The organism is Pseudomonas akapageensis, assembly GCF_011355085.1.
In the GTDB taxonomy this organism is placed as follows: Bacteria; Pseudomonadota; Gammaproteobacteria; order Pseudomonadales; family Pseudomonadaceae; genus Aquipseudomonas; species Aquipseudomonas akapageensis.
In genome coordinates, this window is the sequence record NZ_VXCP01000002.1 from 204,195 (window position 1) to 221,859 (window position 17,665).

The 17,665-nt window shown below is 62.2% G+C and carries 19 protein-coding genes; 14 read left to right on the top strand and 5 right to left on the bottom strand.

Going from position 1 to position 17,665, the window contains the following annotated elements:
* The first annotated feature begins 2 nt into the window (after positions 1–2).
* The 6 genes from F2S13_RS02800 (at position 3) to F2S13_RS02820 (ending at position 4,188) form a co-directional block, all read left to right on the top strand.
* Positions 3–341 (top strand): aspartate-semialdehyde dehydrogenase, encoded by a 339-nt coding sequence (locus F2S13_RS02800; RefSeq protein WP_166358842.1) that lies wholly within the window; start codon positions 3–5, stop codon positions 339–341.
* Positions 342–479: 138 nt separating this feature from the next.
* Positions 480–647 carry a hypothetical protein gene (locus F2S13_RS02805; protein ID WP_166358844.1) on the top strand — a complete coding sequence of 56 codons (168 nt, stop codon included), beginning with the start codon at positions 480–482 and terminating at the stop codon, positions 645–647.
* A 133-nt stretch (positions 648–780) separates the two neighbouring features.
* Positions 781–897, top strand: coding sequence for a cytochrome c oxidase subunit CcoM (ccoM, locus tag F2S13_RS29590; protein ID WP_281354531.1), 117 nt, complete (start codon positions 781–783; stop codon positions 895–897).
* A gap of 243 nt (positions 898–1,140) precedes the next feature.
* Positions 1,141–3,129 carry an FUSC family protein gene (locus F2S13_RS02810; protein ID WP_166358846.1) on the top strand — a complete coding sequence of 663 codons (1,989 nt, stop codon included), beginning with the start codon at positions 1,141–1,143 and terminating at the stop codon, positions 3,127–3,129.
* Complete coding sequence (locus F2S13_RS02815; protein ID WP_166358848.1) at positions 3,116–3,322, top strand: DUF1656 domain-containing protein; 207 nt, start codon at positions 3,116–3,118, stop codon at positions 3,320–3,322. The genes F2S13_RS02810 and F2S13_RS02815 overlap by 14 nt, the downstream gene beginning before the upstream one ends.
* An 11-nt stretch (positions 3,323–3,333) precedes the next feature.
* Positions 3,334–4,188: an efflux RND transporter periplasmic adaptor subunit gene (locus tag F2S13_RS02820; protein ID WP_166358850.1), complete on the top strand. Its 855-nt coding sequence runs from the start codon at positions 3,334–3,336 to the stop codon at positions 4,186–4,188.
* Between the two features lie 27 nt (positions 4,189–4,215).
* Here F2S13_RS02820 and F2S13_RS02825 read toward each other — a convergent pair whose 3' ends face one another.
* Together F2S13_RS02825 and F2S13_RS02830 are read right to left on the bottom strand one after the other, a co-directional pair.
* Positions 4,216–4,974 (bottom strand): SDR family NAD(P)-dependent oxidoreductase, encoded by a 759-nt coding sequence (locus F2S13_RS02825; RefSeq protein ID WP_166358852.1) that lies wholly within the window; start codon positions 4,972–4,974, stop codon positions 4,216–4,218.
* A 75-nt stretch (positions 4,975–5,049) separates the two neighbouring features.
* Positions 5,050–5,967 carry a LysR family transcriptional regulator gene (locus F2S13_RS02830; protein WP_166358854.1) on the bottom strand — a complete coding sequence of 306 codons (918 nt, stop codon included), beginning with the start codon at positions 5,965–5,967 and terminating at the stop codon, positions 5,050–5,052.
* Positions 5,968–6,092: 125 nt separating this feature from the next.
* Between F2S13_RS02830 and F2S13_RS02835 the strand changes: the two genes are divergently transcribed.
* The 7 genes from F2S13_RS02835 (at position 6,093) to F2S13_RS02865 (ending at position 13,036) form a co-directional block, all read left to right on the top strand.
* Complete coding sequence (locus F2S13_RS02835; RefSeq protein ID WP_166358856.1) at positions 6,093–6,851, top strand: 5-oxoprolinase subunit PxpA; 759 nt, start codon at positions 6,093–6,095, stop codon at positions 6,849–6,851.
* Between the two features lie 60 nt (positions 6,852–6,911).
* Complete coding sequence (locus F2S13_RS02840; protein WP_166358858.1) at positions 6,912–7,157, top strand: acetyl-CoA carboxylase; 246 nt, start codon at positions 6,912–6,914, stop codon at positions 7,155–7,157.
* A gap of 10 nt (positions 7,158–7,167) precedes the next feature.
* Entirely contained in the window at positions 7,168–8,538 is a 1,371-nt protein-coding gene (locus F2S13_RS02845) for an acetyl-CoA carboxylase biotin carboxylase subunit (RefSeq protein ID WP_166358860.1), read from the top strand.
* Positions 8,538–9,410, top strand: a complete 873-nt coding sequence (locus F2S13_RS02850; RefSeq protein ID WP_166358862.1) for a 5-oxoprolinase subunit B family protein — start codon at positions 8,538–8,540, stop codon at positions 9,408–9,410. The genes F2S13_RS02845 and F2S13_RS02850 overlap by 1 nt, the downstream gene beginning before the upstream one ends.
* Complete coding sequence (locus F2S13_RS02855) at positions 9,407–10,378, top strand: 5-oxoprolinase subunit C family protein (protein ID WP_166358864.1); 972 nt, start codon at positions 9,407–9,409, stop codon at positions 10,376–10,378. Before F2S13_RS02850 ends, F2S13_RS02855 begins: the two co-directional genes overlap by 4 nt.
* A 113-nt stretch (positions 10,379–10,491) precedes the next feature.
* Positions 10,492–11,808, top strand: a complete 1,317-nt coding sequence (locus tag F2S13_RS02860) for a purine-cytosine permease family protein (RefSeq protein ID WP_166358866.1) — start codon at positions 10,492–10,494, stop codon at positions 11,806–11,808.
* 163 nt (positions 11,809–11,971) lie between these two features.
* The gene (locus F2S13_RS02865) at positions 11,972–13,036 is read left to right on the top strand and encodes an MBL fold metallo-hydrolase (protein ID WP_166358868.1); all 1,065 of its coding nucleotides are present in this window, start codon (positions 11,972–11,974) and stop codon (positions 13,034–13,036) included.
* On the opposite strand, the gene F2S13_RS02870 is transcribed toward F2S13_RS02865, so the two are convergent.
* The gene (locus F2S13_RS02870; protein ID WP_166358870.1) at positions 13,029–13,907 is read right to left on the bottom strand and encodes a formate/nitrite transporter family protein; all 879 of its coding nucleotides are present in this window, start codon (positions 13,905–13,907) and stop codon (positions 13,029–13,031) included. The genes F2S13_RS02865 and F2S13_RS02870 overlap by 8 nt on opposite strands.
* A 141-nt stretch (positions 13,908–14,048) precedes the next feature.
* On the opposite strand from F2S13_RS02870, the gene F2S13_RS02875 reads away from it, so the two are divergent.
* Positions 14,049–15,041, top strand: a complete 993-nt coding sequence (locus F2S13_RS02875; protein ID WP_166358872.1) for a diaminopimelate epimerase — start codon at positions 14,049–14,051, stop codon at positions 15,039–15,041.
* A gap of 199 nt (positions 15,042–15,240) precedes the next feature.
* Here the strand turns inward: F2S13_RS02875 and F2S13_RS02880 are convergent, their stop codons facing one another.
* Both F2S13_RS02880 and F2S13_RS02885 read right to left on the bottom strand, forming a co-directional pair.
* Positions 15,241–15,714, bottom strand: coding sequence for a DUF2306 domain-containing protein (locus F2S13_RS02880; RefSeq protein WP_166358874.1), 474 nt, complete (start codon positions 15,712–15,714; stop codon positions 15,241–15,243).
* Positions 15,715–15,755: 41 nt separating this feature from the next.
* On the bottom strand, positions 15,756–17,543 hold the full coding sequence (locus tag F2S13_RS02885; RefSeq protein ID WP_166358876.1) for an acyl-CoA dehydrogenase C-terminal domain-containing protein: 1,788 nt from the start codon (positions 17,541–17,543) through the stop codon (positions 15,756–15,758).
* Positions 17,544–17,665 lie beyond the last annotated feature (122 nt).

Below are 17,665 nucleotides of genomic sequence, written 5' to 3' on the forward strand. Positions count from 1 at the left end.
CTATGTTTCCGCCGCTCATCCCGCTCAGTGCACAACCGATTACCTCGCAACACGACCCGGTCAAACCGACCCCGGACATCGCCCCCGTGGTGCCGGCACAACCGAGCTCCAGCGAGGGTTCGGTCGACCTCAAGCAGCGCGATGCCGAGCAGGCCGCCTTGTTGCTGCGCGAGGAACAGCGCCGTCAACAACGCCGTCGGCAGTTGGCGCAGGCCGAATATGACGATGAGCAGTTTCTGGCCTTGCCGGGCGATGAGGTCAACGCCGATAAAACCGTGCCGGTGGCACCCTTGATCGACGACGAGCCACGCCAGGGGCTATGGGTCGATATCCAAGTGTAGGGCAGGGCAGTTCACCGCGCCGGTGTGACATCGTGAATCAATCGGCACTGGTCAGCCCGCCCTTCAGCCCGCATTATTGACAGGACTTACCGCCAGCCTGTGCTGGCAGAATTGGACCAGACCCCGATGTGCCCGACCATGAGCCAAGACGACAAACTGATCGACCTCAACGCCGAGCGCGCCAAGCGTGTGCATGACCTCAACGAAAAACGCCTCAACGAAGTCCGCCAGGCCTTCGAGCAGGCGATGCCGTTGACCAAGGCCAAGGCCAGGAAAAAACCGAAGAACAAACCCAAGAAACGCTGAAAAATTGATGCAGGTCAATTCTGCATCCATCCTTCGCGCCCAGCCCTGAGCGCTATTGATCTCGGTCAATTTTCTCCCCGACGGCGTTCGCTACAGTGGCTCCATCAAACAGGAGCAAGCGAAGGAGCCCGTCATGTTTTTAGATAATGTGGTTATCGCTGGAGTGATTACAGTCGGCCTGATGCTGCTGTTCTTCACTGGCCTGGGAGTTTTCATCTGGAAGGATTCGCACAAGCGCAAGCAAGGCTGATCCTTTCGATTCAACGAGCACGCAAGGCATTTTGGGCGACTTTATAGTCGCCCATTTTTTTTGGGCACCACTCGTTCCCACGCTCCGCGTGGGAATGCCGTGCCAGACGCTCTGCGTCGCCATGCACGAATGTGACGCGGAGCGTCTCTGGATGCATTCCCACGCAGAGCGTGGGAACGAGGTGTGCCCCCCCTCTCTCTCATCCCGACTATCTTTAAAGAACCGCTTTTAAAGGTTCGCTCTGTGCCCATCACCCTGCAGGCCCTGCTTGCGCCGAATAAAATGGCCCTTCAGTTCGCCATCAAGACCCTGCTGGGTGGCGGCCTGGCGTTGTGGCTGGCCTTGCGCTGGGGGCTGGAGCAGCCGTCCTGGGCGTTGATGACGGCCTTCATCGTCGCCCAGCCGCTGTCGGGCATGGTGGTGCAGAAAGGCCTGGCCCGGTTGCTCGGGACCCTGGTCGGTACCGTCATGTCGGTGGTGTTCATCGGCGTGTTCGCCCAGACGCCGTGGCTCTTTCTTTTGGCCCTGGCCTTGTGGCTGGCGCTGTGCACCGCCTGTTCGACCCTGTTGCGCAGTGCCTGGTCCTATTCCTTCGTGCTGGCGGGCTATACGGTGGCGATCATTGCCTTGCCGGCGGTCAATCACCCATTGATCGTCTTTGACCAGGCGGTGGCGCGCTGCACCGAGATCTGCCTGGGCATCGTCTGTGCCACGGTCACCAGCGCCTTGCTCTGGCCCATGCGGGTGGAGCGGCAGTTGGCCGACCAGGCTCGCCAGGCCTGGCTCAATGGCCTGCAGGCCGCCAGTGCGACGCTGATCGGGGAAGAGCAGGGGCGCAAGGGCTTGCTGGAAATACTCGGACGGATCGTGGCGGTCGATGCCCAGCGCGAACATGCCTGGTTCGAAGGCAGCCTGGGTCGCGAGCGCGCCCGTGCCATTCGCGGGCTCAGTCAAAAGCTGCTGATCCTGTTGCGTATTGCCCGTTCGGTGCGGCGCCAATGGCAGCAACTCGATGCGGACCAGGCCCGGCATCTGATGCCCTGGTTGCATGAAACCCAGGCCGCACTGGAACACGCGGATTCGCCGAGCCTGCTGCTTTTGCGTCAGCGTGTCTGGGACGCTGCGCAAGCTGACAGCATCAGTTCCACCGAACATTACTGCCTGGCACGCCTGGCCTTGCTGCTCGATAACGCGATGGCCGCGACCCAGGCCTTGCGAGCGGTCGAGGAGGGCAAGGCGCCGGCCGACGTGCCGAACAGCCTGGCGGTGCACCGGGATGTACCGCTGGCCTTGCTGTTCGGCTCGCGCAGTGCACTGGCCTTCCTGGCAATGGCCGGGTTCTGGCTGGAGACGGCCTGGGTCGCCGCGCCCGGCGGTTTGATCCTGACGTGCGTGGTGTGCAGCTTGTTCGCCAGCCGCGAGAACGGCGCACAAATCGGCATGAGCTTTTTGCGCGGTATTCTTCTGGCGCTGCCGGTGGCCTTTTTTGTCGGACAGATCGTACTGCCGCAATGGAGTAGTTTTGCCATGCTCAGCCTGGCCATGGGGGTCCCCCTGTTCTTCGCTGCGCTGGGCATGGCCAATCCGCGCATCGGCGCCACGGCCACGTCCTTCTGCCTGCATTTCATTGTGCTGGTGGCGCCCCTGAACACCATGGCCTTCAGTGTTTCAACCTTTTTGAACAGCGGCCTGGCCATGCTGGTCGGCGTCGGGGCGGCGGTACTGGCATTCAAGTTGCTGGTATTGCATCACCCGGCCTGGCACGGGCGACGGCTGCGGGCCGCCACCCAGAGTGACCTTGTGCGCCTGACGCGCCGCGATCTGCGCGGCGCCGAAACCTGGTTTGGCGGGCGCATGGCTGATCGGTTGTTGCAGTTGGCGCGCAACTACTCGGCACTGCCCGAGGCCGAACGCAGCCATTGGGACGATGGTTTGCACGGCCTGGATATCGGCGATGAGTTGTTGCACCTGCGCCTGTGCCTGGCGGTTGCCCAGGTGCCGTTGCAAACGCCCCAGCGCGACTATTTTCAACAACTGGAAACGGTGCTGGCACAGGGACCTTCCGGCAATCGGGCCGATAGGCTGGAGGCGCCGAGCGAGGCATTCATCAAAAGCTTGCAGGCGCAGCCGACCAGCGATGCCCTGCGCCTGGCCCAGGGGGCCGTCCTGCAACTGCAGCACAGCTGGCGGGCATGGTGTCGTCGACAGGAGGAGCTCCATGGGGTTGCGTGAGTGGGCGCTGGGCGGGGTTCTGCTCAGCCCGTTTCTGGTCTATGTACTATTGGCCCTGCTGCTGACCGCCGGCGTGCGCCTGTTGCTGCGCCTGACATCCTTGAGCCGCTGGATCTGGCACGAGGCGTTGTTCGACTGCGCGTTGTTCGTTTGTATTCTTTCGCTTGTCACCAGCATGCTGGGGCCCTTGTAAGGAGTTTGACCATGCGTGCCTTCGTACGTGTCCTCGTGACGCTCTGCCTGGTGGCCGTCGCCGTGTATGCCGGTGTCCACTTGTGGCAGTACTACATGCTGACGCCCTGGACGCGGGATGCGCGTATTCGTGCCGATGTCACCATCATTGCGCCGGATGTGTCCGGGTGGGTGCGCGAACTCAAGGTCCAGGACAACCAGGCGGTCAAGGCCGGTGACCTGCTGCTGTCGATCGATCGTGACCGCTTCGAAGCCGCGCTGGAAAAAGCCAATGCCGTGGTCGAGACCCGCCAGCAGCAGTTGCACCTGCGCGAGGAGGAAGCCTCACGCCGTGCCCAGCTCGGGCCCCAGGCGATCAGCACCGAGTTGCGCGAGAATGCTCAGATTACCGCCGCTGTGGCTCGGGCCGAATTGCGCGAGGCCAAGGCCGAGGCTGCAGTCGCCCAGCTCAACCTGGCCCGTAGCCAGGTGCATGCGCCACGCAGCGGCCATGTCACCAACCTGCGCCTGGCCCAGGGCAATTTCGTCAATGCCGGGCAGCCGGTGATGGCCCTGGTCGACGACTCGACCTTTTACGTGCAGGCCTATTTCGAGGAAACCAAGTTGCCGCGCATCCAGGTCGGCGACAAGGTCAAGGTCTGGTTGATGAGCGCGGGCGAGCCGATGGACGGCGAGGTGCAAAGCATCAGCCGCGGCATCACCGACCGTAACACCACGCCCGACTCGCAGTTGCTGGCTGAAGTCGAGCCGACCTTCAACTGGGTGCGCCTGGCCCAGCGTATTCCGGTCAGGATCAAGCTCGACAAGGTACCGGCGGACGTCACCTTGAGTGCCGGGATGACCGCCAGTGTGCAGGTGCAGGAATAGGAATGGGCCGCTCCCACAAGCGGTCCCCTACAGAAACATCCCGCCCGACACTTCCACCCGCTGGCCATTGATCCAGCGGCCTTCGTCGGCCAACAGCAGCGAAATCGCGCCACCGATATCATCCGGCAAGCCAACCCGACCCAGAGCGGTATTGCCGGCGATGAATTCGTTGACCTCGGGATTGTCGCGCACCACGCCACCGCCAAAGTCGGTCTCGATCGCACCGGGGGCCAGGACGTTGACACTGATACCGCGGGCACCCAGCTCCTTGGCCTGATAACGGGTCAGCACTTCCATGGCACCTTTCATCGCGGCGTAGGCGGCATAGCCGGGCAGGGCGAAGCGGGTCAGGCCGGTGGAAATGTTGAGGATGCGACCGTTGTCGTTGATCAGCGGCAACAGACGCTGAGTCAGGAAAAACGGGCCCTTGAGCTGGATGTTCACCAGTTGGTCGAACTGCTCTTCGCTGGTTTCACTGAAGCTCGCATGAATGCCGATCCCGGCGTTGTTCACCAGAAAGTCGAAACGTGGCTGATTGAAGACTGTCTGCAAGGTCCTGGACACTTCACCGGCGAAGTCGTCGAAGGTTTCGCTCCTGCTGATATCCAACTGCAGCATCACCGCCCGCACCTTGGCTTTTTTCAGCGACTTGACCAGCTCCTGGGCCTCATCGGCCTTGCTGTTGTAGGTACCGATAATGTCGACGCCATGGGCGGCCAGGTGTTGCGCGGTGTTCTTGCCCAGCCCGCGGCTGGCGCCAGTGATAAGTGCGATTTTACGAGTCATTGCCTGATCCTCATGCCGATAGATCGGTCGCCGCTGTACGAGCGTAGCAAACGGCGGGCATGGCTGACGTGCAACTCAGCGCCGTGCCGACAATTGCTGTGGGGTCAGGAAGGCATCATGGAAATAATCCCGGAATGCCTGCATGGCGGGGGTGAAGGCATGTTCGCGGTGCCAGGCCAGGCCCACGCTCATGGGCGTGACCGGATCGGTCAGGCCCACGGTCTCGATGCGTTTACCCTCCAATGACCAGGGCCGGTGCACCAGGTCCGACAGTATTGCCACGCCACTGCCATTGGCGACCATGCTGCGCACCGCTTCCACCGAACTGGTGCGCACCCGCACCGAGGGCTGTTGCCCGGCCTGTTCCCAATAGCGCATGGCACTCTGCTCGGCTTCATCGACCGTGAGCAGGATGTAGGGCTCGCGCGCCACATCGGCCAGCGTGACCGCAGAACGTTCGCACAGCGGGTGGTGGCTGGGCAGCCAGAGCCGGCGTTCGGAGTTGAACAGGGTTTCGGAAACAATGTCGGGGTGGGTCAGGTTGGCCGTGAGCACCACGGCCATGTCGTATCGATTTTCCAGCAGCCCTTGCTCGATGGCCTGACGCTCCTGTTCGTGGACTTCGATACTGACATCCGGGTGCCAATGATCCAGGCGCTGTAAATGGTGCGGCAAGAAATAGCCGATCACCGTGTAACTGGCTGCCACACGTAGCAGGCCGCTGGCGCGAAAGTCCGGCAAGGGACTGTTCAGGGCATCGTCGACACTGCGCAGGATCACATAGGCGCGGTTGAGAAAGTGCCGCCCGGCATCGGTCAACGTCATGCCTTGGGCCGAGCGCGAAAACAGGAGCGTGCCGAGCAGGGCTTCGAGCTCCTTGATCGCGGTGGTGACCGCCGACTGGGAGATGTTCAGGTGGATGGCGGCCTGGGAAATCTGGCCGATCTCGGCAGTGGCGACGAAATAGCGGACCTGGCGCAGGGTAAGAGACATGGAAATCCTGAAGGCTATTGATATCTGTTTTTCAGAACGAGAGCTATCTGATAATAGATCTTCCCAAGGGGGTTGGGGGATTCTAATTTAGGTTCCACGCACCAATGACGTGGAGACAACCACCAATGCAAGCAGTCGATTTCAACTCGGACATGGGCGAAGGCTTTGGCCCCTGGACCATCGGCGACGGTGTTGACGAGCAACTGATGGGCTTCATCAGCACCGCCAACATCGCCACCGGTTTTCATGCCGGCGACCCCAGCACCATGCGCCGTACCGTTGAGCAGGCCAAGCGCCTGGGCGTGGCCATCGGTGCCCACCCGGGGTTTCGCGACCTGGTCGGTTTCGGTCGGCGGCATATCAATGCGCCGGCTCAGGAACTGGTCGACGACATGCTCTATCAACTCGGCGCCCTGCGCGAGATTGCCCGGGTCCAGGGTCTGAACCTGCAACACATCAAGCCCCACGGTGCGCTGTACATGCACCTGGCGCGTGACGAGGCCGCCGCCCGGCTGCTCGTCGAAACCCTGCACCGCCTGGACCCGGCGCTGCTGCTCTATTGCATGCCCAATTCGGCCACCTGGCGGGTTGCCACGGAAATCGGCCATCCGGTGATCCGCGAGTTCTACGCCGACCGCGACTACGACCGCAGCGGCTCGATCGTCTTCACCCGCCATGTCGGTGCACTGGATCCGGCCAAGGTTGCCGCCAAGGTGCTGCGTGCCTGCCAGCAGGGCAAGGTGCAGACCGTGGAAGGCGATGACATCGACATCGAGTTCGATTCGATCTGCCTGCACAGCGACACCCCCGGTGCCCTGGCATTGGTCGAGGCGACCCGCGCGGCGCTGGACCAGGCGGGCATCAAGGTGCGCGCGCCTCTTTGAACCACTGATTGACCAACTTTTTTCGCCTGCCTTTCTACAACTATTCCAAGAGGAACTGACATGGCTGAGCAAACCGTATTTACCCCACTGCCGGGTACCTTCTACCGCCGCGCCACGCCGGATTCGCCACCTTTCGTCGAAGTCGGCGCGCAGGTGACCAGCGATACCGTGATCGGCCTGATCGAAGTCATGAAGCAGTTTTCCGAGCTGACGGCCGGTGTTGCCGGCACCGTGAGCGCGTTTCTGGTGGAAGACGGTGACCCGGTCGAGCCCGGGCAAATCGTTGCCACCCTCGATTGCCAGTGAGGGGCCGCACATGAGCCAGGCAATCAAGAAATTACTGGTGGCCAACCGTGGCGAAATCGCCGTGCGCATCATCCGCGCCGCCAAGGCCCTGGGCATACCGACGGTCGCCGCCTGCAGCGAGGCCGATGTCGATTCGATGGCCGCGCGGCTGGCCGATGAAGTCCAGGTGCTGGGCCCGGCCCGCGCCGATCGCAGCTACCTCAATACCCAGGCCCTGCTCGACGCCCTGCAGGCCAGTGGCGCCAACGCCGTGCATCCTGGTTATGGCTTTCTCTCGGAGAACGCCGACTTCGCCGATGCCGTGCAGGCAGCCGGCGCGATTTGGGTCGGGCCCAGCGGCCAGACCATTCGCCGCATGGGCGACAAGGCCGAAGCCCGGCGCACGGCTCAAGAGGCTGGTGTACCGGTGGTACCGGGTTCGCCCGGTGAACTGCAGGATGTGCAGGCTGCCCTGGCGGCGGCCGAGTCCGTCGGCTATCCACTGCTGATCAAGGCCAGTGCCGGAGGCGGCGGGCGTGGCATTCGCCTGGCGCAGAATGCCCAGGAGCTGGCTGAAGAATTCCCCCGCGCTCAACGTGAAGCCCAGGCAGCCTTCGGCAATGGCGGTGTTTACCTGGAGCGCTTTATCCGTCAGGCCCGGCACATCGAAGTGCAGGTACTGGGTGACGGTCAACACGCCGTTCACCTGTTCGAACGCGAATGCTCACTGCAGCGCCGGCGCCAGAAGATTTTCGAAGAGGCACCGTCGCCCGTCCTCAACCCGGCTCAGCGGGAGGCCCTGTGCGGCAGCGCGGTGCGCCTGACCGAGGCGCTGGGTTACAAAGGCGCCGGCACCCTGGAGTACCTGTTCGACGATGTCAGCGGTGAGTTCTTCTTCATCGAGATGAACACCCGGATCCAGGTCGAACACCCCATCAGCGAGATGATTACCGGTATCGATCTGGTCCAGGCCATGTTGCGCATTGCCGGTGGCGAGCCGCTGGGACTGAAGCAGAGCGATATCGTGCTGCAAGGCGCGGCACTGGAAATGCGCCTGAATGCCGAAGATCCGGCCCGGGACTTTTTCCCAAGCCCAGGCCTGGTCGAGCAACTGAGCTGGCCGCAAGGGGAGGGGGTGCGGGTCGACAGTCATCTGTTCGCCGGTTACCGCGTACCGCCGTACTATGATTCGCTGCTGGCCAAACTGATCGTCCATGGCAGTGATCGCAACCAGGCGCTGGCCCGGGCCCGCGAAGCGGTGGCCGCCACTATCCTGACCGGCATGGTGACCACCTTGCCCTTGCACGCCGAACTGCTCGAGCAACCCTGGCTGCAGAGCGCCGCGTTCAATACCGGCACCCTGGAAACCTGGTTGGCCGAGCGCCGCAGCGGAGAAAAGTGATGAGCCAGCCCATTCGTTACAGCTTCGGTGCCGACGAGCACCTGTTTGCCGAAGTCTCCGACAGCATGTCGCTGGAGGCTTTCTTTCGCGGCATGGCCATCACCCGTGCCCTGGAAAAGCTCGAGCTTGAAGGCGTGCTCGACATCTGCCTGGCCAATGCCTCCTTCCAGGTCCGTTTCGACCCGGATCGCATTGCCCCGCAGGCACTGCTCGAGGCCGTGAAAGCCGTCGAGGAAAAGGCCGTTGCCGAACGCCGGATCCAGACTCGAATCATCGAAGTGCCAGTACTGTACAACGACCCCTGGACCCACGAGACCCTGATGCGTTTTCGCGACCGTCACCAGGACCCGTCGGCCACCGACCTGGAATACGCCGCACGCATCAACGGCCTGGCCGATGTCGAAGCGTTCATCCAGGCCCACAGCGGCGCCCCCTGGTTCGTATCCATGGTCGGTTTCGTCGCCGGCCTGCCCTTCATGTTCCAGATGGTCGAGCGCGAACGGCAGCTGCAAGTGCCCAAGTACCTGCGCCCGCGCACCGACACGCCCAAGCTGACCCTGGGCCATGGCGGCTGTTTCGGTTGTATCTATTCGGTACGTGGCGCTGGTGGCTACCAGATGTTCGGCGTCACCCCGGCGCCGATCTACGACCCGGCGCAGAGCCTGGCCTACCTGAAGGAGCACATGGTGTTCTTCCGGCCGGGTGACATCGTGCAGTTCAAGCCGATCGATCGGGCCAGTTATGACCAGGCCGTGGCCGAGGTCGAAGCCGGTACGTTCGACCTGCGCATTCGTCCGGTGGAGTTTTCGCTGGACGCGTTTCTGGCCGACCCGCAGGGCTATCCCAAGACGTTGCAGGAGGTGCTGGCATGATCAAGGTACTCAAACCCGGCCTGGCCACCTCGGTCCAGGACCTTGGCCGCGAAGGCTACTACCACCTCGGCATTCCGCCCTCGGGGGCGCTGGATCAGTACGCACTGAGCGCCGCCAATTGCCTGGTCGGCAACCCGGCAGGCGCAGCGGCACTGGAGTGCACCCTGCTGGGGCCTGAACTGGAGTTCACCGTCGATGCCCTGGTGGCCGTCAGCGGCGCGCACATGGCGGCGCGCCTGGACGGTGTGCAGATGCCCCATGACACCGCCTTTGCGGTATGCGCCGGGCAAGTGCTGCGCTTCGATTTTCCGAAGATCGGTGCCCGTACCTACATCGCGGTCGCCGGCGGCATCGATGTGCCGCTGGTGCTGGGCAGTCGCTCGACTTACGCCCTTGGCGCCCTGGGTGGTTACCAAGGACGGCGACTGGCGGCCGGCGATGAGCTGCCGATCGGTGAGCCGAGCGGGCAGGGCAAGGTCGGTGCGAGCCTGCCGATGGCACTGCGCCAGGCGCTGGGTGGCGAGATCGAGCTGCGGGTGGTTCCGGGGCTGTATTACGACCGTCTGCTGCCGACGGCGGCCAAAAGCTTCTTCGCCGAACCCTGGACAGTCGGTTCCGAAGCAGACCGTATCGGCTATCGCTTCAAGGGTGGCAGTGCGCTGCAGTTCCAGCCCCGCGAACAGCCGTTCGGCGCTGGCTCAGATCCCTCGAACATCGTCGACAGCTGCTACCCGATCGGTTCGATCCAGGTGCCGGCAGGCCTGGAGCCGATAGTGCTGCACCGTGACGCGGTGTCCGGTGGCTACGCAATGATCGGCACGGTGATCAGCGCCGACCTTGACCTGATCGGTCAGATGCAGCCGAACCAGAAGGCGCACTTCGTTGAAGTCAGCCTCGAAGATGCATTGCTGGCCCGCCAGCACTACAAGAAAAAGCTCAAACGCATGAGCGAACTGTTCCTGTCCTGAGCCTGTTCTTCCCATTGCGCGGGCAAGTCCTTGCCCGCACGCCATCGCAGTGTTTCGGTGCGCTGGCGGCTGCCCGCGTTTTTGCTTTCTCATTCGCTTTGGAGTTCATGCAAATGGCAGGTCTTTCGCAATCTCGTAACGCCGACCATGATCCAGCCAGTGTTCCGGTGCCTGTGTCCGGCCGTATGGGCCGGTTGTCGCTGACCATGGCCTGGTGGGCGGTGTGCAGTGCCATGTTTTATATCGTTGTCGGTGCTTCACTCGGCCTTGCCTACGGCACGGCCAATGCCTTGATCGGCATGCTGCTTTCAGTGGTTTGTTATGGCTTGATCAACGCAGTCATCAGCCGTTACGCCATCCGCACCGGCGAGTCGGTGGCGCTGTTCTCCCGGCGCTTGTTCGGCAACAGTGGTGCTTGTCTGGCGACCCTGATCTTCTTCACCACGGCGATTTACTACGCAGTGTTCGAAGGCTCGGTCATCGCAGTGGCCGTCAACCACCTGTATCCCGAGGTGGCCTATCCGCTGGCCGCACTGATCGTGGTGCTGTACAGCGTGCCGCTGATCCTGGGCAGCGTGCAGCGCTGGCTGGACAAGTTCAATGGCGTGCTGCTGCCGATCTACCTGGGCGGTCTGCTGCTGGCAGTGGGGCTGTCGATCGCGCGCTATGGCTACCAGCCGCAATGGCTGGAGTTCGGCCCGCAAACGCCGGTGGCCCATGGTTGGTGGCACTGCTTCACAGCCTACATGGGCGTCTGGGTGCTGATGCTGTTCACCTTCGACTATGCGCGCTTCGGCAAGCCGGAAGATGCCGAGTATCACGGTCGCTGGAACTTCGGCATGCCGTTCTACCTGGTGACCTTCCTGCTCAATGGCGCGGCAGGGATCTACCTGGTCAGCAGCATTCCCCATGAAGGCGCGCTGAACGAAGTCTCGGTGGTCATGGCAATCCTGCAGTTGATGGGCGTGGGCGGGCTGCTGTTCGTGTGGGCCACGCAAACGCGGATCAATACAGCCAACTATTACCTGGCAACCCTGAACATGCAGGCGTTCTTCGCCCGTTTCGGGCTGCGCCTGTCGTACCTGGTCTGGGCCGTGGTGGTGGGGGCGATCGTTTATGCACTGATGCTTGCCGACGTCTTTGCCTACCTGCTCAAGGCCCTGGGTTATCAAGGGATCTTTGTGGTGGCCTGGGTCGGGGTGGCGCTGGCGCAGATCATGGGCGGTCGCGCGGATGCGTCAGTGCGCGACGTGAACTTCAATCCAGTCGGGCTGCTGGCATGGTTCGGTGGCACCGCCTTGGGGTTGGGCTTGATGATGGCCGACGGTGTGCTGGCGAGTTTTTCCGCACCCTTGACCGGTCTGCTGGCCTTCGCGCTGCAGTGGGGGCTGTCCCAGGGCGCGCGGCAGCGGGTGGCGGCTGCCGGTTGATATCAGACAGGCGGTAGCCATTTCAGGGGGGGCGCAGCGCTGATCATCATTTGTCATGATTAATGGCTTTGCTTGGTCAAGGGTAGGGGTATTCTGGAAAATATCCGCAAAATTATCTCGGGGCTGTACGAATGCTACCCTGATTTCCGGAGTATTTTTACTGATGGCTCAATCATCCTTGCCTGCAGAAAGCGCCCTGGCGCCCCCCGCTTCTCGGCATTACGAGGGGCGCTATCACAACCTGACCGTGCTGCCGCAAGACGGGCTGCTGAAAAAACTGCGCATCGGCTTCAAGTTCCTGTTTCTGAGCCGGCCGGCCGACACCCGCCCGGCGGCCCCCGTTCCCGTGCAGCGCCTGACCCGCGAGCAGTTGCTGGATGCACCGGACAACAGCCTCTGGCGCCTGGGGCATTCAACGGTATTGTTGAAACTGGGCAATGACTTCTTCATCACCGATCCGGTGTTCGTCGAGCGCGCCTCGCCCGTGCAATGGGCCGGCCCGAAGCGTTTTCACCAACCCCCCCTGAGCGTCGATGAGTTGCCAGCGCTCAAGGCGGTCATCCTGTCCCATGACCATTACGATCATCTCGACGAACAGACGGTCGTGCAACTGGCCGCCAAGACCGAATTCTTCCTCACGCCATTGGGCGTAGGCGACACCTTGATTCGTTGGGGAGTACCGGCCGAGAAAGTGCGTCAGCTGGACTGGTGGCAAACCACCGAAATCGATGGCGCCCGATTCGCCGCCACGCCGTCGCAGCACTTTTCCGGTCGCGGTTTGTTCGACAGCAACAGCACGCTGTGGGCGTCCTGGGTCATCATTGCAGACAACCTGCGTGTGTTTTTCAGTGGCGACAGTGGCTATTTCGACGGCTTCAAGCAGATCGGCGAGCAATACGGTCCCTTCGACCTGACGTTGATGGAGACCGGCGCCTACAACGTCAACTGGCCCAGCGTACACATGCAGCCCGAGCAAAGCCTGCAGGCGCATATCGATGTGCGCGGGCGCTGGCTGCTGCCGATTCATAATGGGACCTTCGATCTGTCGACGCACAGCTGGCATGAGCCTTTCGACCGCATTGCCGCGTTGGCATCGTCTCAAGGCATACCCCTCAGTACCCCACAGATGGGCGAACGGGTGAGCCTGCTGCAACCACATGCGGGGCAGCACTGGTGGTTGGCGCCTGTGCTGCAGCCGGCGCCATTGGCTGCACCACCGGCTATTTAGTCTTCTGCCTGTCGGCTCGCCCAGCCTCGTTTTTCTCGGGCGGCTTGCCTGTATCGCTACGAATCTGCGCGTGGCTGATCAGCGCGAAAATAAAGCTGCCGCCAACGATATTGCCGACCAGTGTCGGCCCGGCGAAGTGCAGCCAGAACTCCTGCCAACTCGCTTCCCCGGCCCAGACCAGGTAGGAGACGTCCACCGAACCTACGACGATATGGGTGAAGTCGCCCAACGCCATCAGGTAGGTGATCAGGATGATGATCCACATCTTGGCGCTTTCCATCGACGGGATCATCCAGACCATGGTGGCGATCATCCAGCCCGAGACGATGCCTTTGGAAAACATCTGTTTGACGTCGTTCTCCATGACCTTGCGGCCGATATCGAGAAAGGCCGCGTCGGTCTTGCTGTCGAAAATCGGCAGGTGCAGCATCACGTACGACACCAGCAAGGTCCCGGCCAGATTGCCCACCAGCACGACCCCCCACAAGCGCAGCAGTCGAGCAAAATTGCTCAGGGTCGGCTTGGTCATCACCGGCAGCACGGCGGTCAGGGTGTTCTCGGTAAACAACTGCTGGCGCGCCAGAATCACCGCCAGAAACCCCGCGCAGTAGCCCAGGCTGGCAATCACCTTGCCGGTTTCCGCGTCTGGCAGGCGCGAATTGAACAAACCCATCGCCATGAGTGACAGACCCATGGTCAACCCGGCCGCCAACGCCGACCACCAAAGCGCCGCAACACTGCGTTCGAGCTCGGTATCACCCTGGGTGCGGATGATCTCGTGCAACACCGCCGCCCGCGGCGGCTGATTCTTGCTGACTTCCTGCTGTTCATCCGCCGACAGGCCGGGGGTCTTGCCTTCGTCGTTGTTCATGAGGGTCCCTGAGCGTGACTGTACGCGCTTCATTGTAGAGACTGTGCAAGGACCGGATTGGTTGCGTAGCCGCAGCATCACACGCAAAGTGTGGGAACGATTCATGTCGCCTGGCAGTTCAAATTCCCCATCGAGAGATCAATGACCACCCTCTACGACGCACGCGGCAATATCTACGCCGTGATCTCACCCCAACAATTACGCACGATGGGCATTGTCCTGCCCGAGACCGCAGAGCAGGCTGCCCTGACCCGAACGCAATGGGCTCAACGCGCCATCGCCGCGTGCTGCGACTGGCCTGAAGGCACCAGGCCGCAAGGTGCCAAGGCTCACCGCAGCGATGGCCTGCTGGTGGGCCCCTTCCAGGACAAAGCCCCCTTCGACCTGTTGATCGTCAACACCGATGGCAGCTTCGCCGAGCGCAGCGGCAATGGCCTGACCATTTTTGCCCAGGCGCTTACCGATCAAGGACTGACCGTTGCGAATGAAGGCTTTGCGCTGCGTGTCCATCATGACAAAAGCGATTCGCCTTCACCGGTTTCCACCCAACTCGAACCTGCGGTGCTCAATGGCACCCAGGGCTTCTGGCTTGATCTGGGCACGCCAGGCTTCGGTCCCGATGCCGTGGGTGCCCGGAACGGGCGGGTGACGGAGTCCGGACCGACGAGCCATGTACATCGCCTGAGCCAACTCGATCCGCGCTGGAACCGCAGTGTATTCGTGCGCATTGGCAATCCGCATTGCGTCAGCCTGCTTGCCGACCCGAATGAATTGCCTGATATGCAGCAGTTGCGCACGCATCCACTGGATGAAGGGTTGACCCGTATCGCCTTCGCCAGCGATGGCGGGTCAGGGGAGGGCGATCCATGTCCTGGCGGAGTGAACCTGCAGTGGGCTGCGCTTGAAAGTGAAGGGTTGATCGCAGCAAGGGTATTCGAGCGCGGTGAAGGGCCTACGGAATCGTCGGGCACCAGCGCCAGTGCCGTGGCCTGCGCTGCCTGGTTGACCGGCCTGGTGAAGGCGGGAACGGTGCAGGTGCGCATGCCGGGTGGGACGGCGCCGGTTCGTTTGCAGGAAAGCGAGGGGCGGCTTGAACGGGTAAACCTGTTCGGTACCGCGAAACGGATACTGTAATGCAAAGAGATGCGTTTTTTGTGGGAGCTGGCTTGCCAGCGATGCAGTCGCCTCGGTCTTTCTGATCCTGTGCGGTGATGCTATCGCTGGCAAGCCAGCTCCCACAAGGGATCAGCGCTCGGCATTTCATTTGTGGACCTGGATAGGCCCCCCTGTGGGAGCTGGCTTGCCAGCGATGACGTCCGTGCAGGCAATACAGTTAACGCCTGGGCCGCCGCCCCAGTGCCACCTCCCGCGTCACCCAGGCTATCAGCGGTGAACCCATCAAGGTCGGTACCAGCCACGGCCATGGCGTGGCGAAGCCGCTGATCCCGGTTATGGTCACCCAATTGATCACCAGCAGTGCCGTGCACAGGGCGATGTAAGAACCGCCCTGACCGGCCAGATGCAGCTTCAACCAACCCTTCCAGCGCATTTTCGCCGCCAGGTAACCCATCAACGCCAAAGCGTAAGAGCCGATGGCTACCCACAACAACCAGCCAATGCGCTGCCAGCTCAACACCGCCAGGGCTGCGGCGGTGATGCAGACCCCGAGCATGACCCAGTGATAGCACTCGCCGGCAAAGGTATGCACCCCGGGGCGTTTGCGCGCCTGCATGGCCAGCGGCCCGAGCAGCAACCCGATGCCGCCCAGGAGGATGTGCGCCACCAGAAAAGGGGTTGTCACCGTCATGTTCGCCTCCGCTGGCCGTGAGTTGAACCAGCGTAGGCCAATTACCGGGAGAACGCCGCGTCCGGAATCGCCATCAGGTTGCCGCTGCCGCTTCTGATCATCGCGACGTGTTGATCGGCGCGTGGCAGCAACCGTTGAAAATAGAATCGGGCCGTCTCGCGCTTGCCGATGTAGAAGTCGTGCTCACTGCTGCCGGCGGCCAATTGACGTTCGGCCTGGGTCGCGGCGCGTAGCCAGTGGTATCCGAGCAGGACATAGCCGGACTGCATCAGGTAGTCGAAGGCGCTGGCACCGACCAGGTTACTGTCGTTGTGGCGTTGATCCAGCACCCAACCCGTCAGTTCGCGCCATTGCCCCACATAACGGCTCAGTTGCTGCGCCAGTGCCGGCGGGACGTTGTCCTCCAGGCAAAAGCCTTCGATCTCGGCAAACAGATTTTCCAGCTCGCGACCTTCGTCTGCCAGGACCTTGCGGTTCAGCAGGTCGATCCCCTGAATGGTGTTGGTGCCTTCGTAGATGGCGGTGATACGCACATCGCGAGAGATCTGCTCCATGCCGGCCTCGCGGATAAAGCCATGGCCGCCGAACACTTGCACGCCAAGCTGCGCCGCTTCGATGCCGGTTTCAGTGAGAAAGCCTTTGGCGATCGGGGTCAGTAATGCCAGGCGGCGCATGGCGGCCTCGCGGACCGATTCACTCAGGCCATGGTGAAGAAGGTCGACCTGTCGAGCACAGGCCAGGTTCAGCATGCGCCCACCTTCGGCGAAGGCTTTCTGGGTCAGCAACATACGTCGCACATCGGGGTGGTTGATGATCGGGTCGGCGGCCAGTTCCGGTCTCTGCGGCGGCACCGCACGCATCTGCAGACGCTCGCGGGCATAACGCAACGCGCCCTGGAACGAGGCTTCGGCATGGCCTTGCCCTTGCTGGGCGACTGCCAGGCGCGACTCGTTGATAAAGGTGAACATGGCGTTCAGGCCACGGTTGGCGGTGCCCAGCAGATAGCCGGTGGAACCGTCGAAATTGATCACGCAGGTGGCGTTGCCGTGAATGCCCATCTTGTGCTCGATCGAACCACAGCTCACCCCGTTGGCCGGGCCTGCACTGTCATCGTCATTGAGCAGGCGCTTGGGCACGGCGAACAGGGAGATACCCTTGACGCCGGCCGGTGCCCCCTCAATGCGCGCCAGGACCAGGTGCAGGATGTTGTCGGTCATATCGTGGTCGCCAGCAGAAATGAACATCTTGCTGCCGGTGATCCGGTAACTGCCGTCGCTCATCACCTCGGCGCGGGTGCGCAGCAGGCCCAGGTCCGAACCGCAATGGGCTTCGGTGAGGCACATGGTGCCGGTCATGCGCCCAGCGATCAGCGCCGGCAAAAAGCGCTGCTTGAGTGATTCGTCGCCATGGGCATAGAGCGTGCTGACAGCACCGCTGGTGAGGTTGATGTACATGTTCCAGGCGTGGTTGGCGCTGAACAGCATGTCATTGACCACGCTGCCCATCGATGGCGGGAGCCCTTGCCCGCCATAAGCCTGGGGCTTCTCCAGGGCGAGCCAGCCGTTGTCGGCAAACTGGCGGAACGCTTCGCTGAAACCGGGTGGCGTGCTGACCCGGCCGTCCTGCCATTGGCAACCCTGGATATCGCCCACCGCGTTCAACGGCGCCACTGCCTGCTCGGCGAACCTGGCTGCTTGCTCGGTGATGGCGTCCAGCATCGAGGCGTCAATGGCCTCGCAGCCTTCGAGCTGCTGATAGTGGCTGGCAAAGTCGTTCAGTTCATGGATGACGAATTGCAAGTCGCGCAGGGGAGCCTGGTAGCTGGGCATGGTGAGGTCCTGGACATGATGGAAAGTAGCAGCGTGCAGGGAAAAGATTTCACGCTGAGTGCATGGCTGGTTTTTTAGCAATTACAGGCAGCCGTGCGCTTCCAACTGCAGGTGGATTTGCA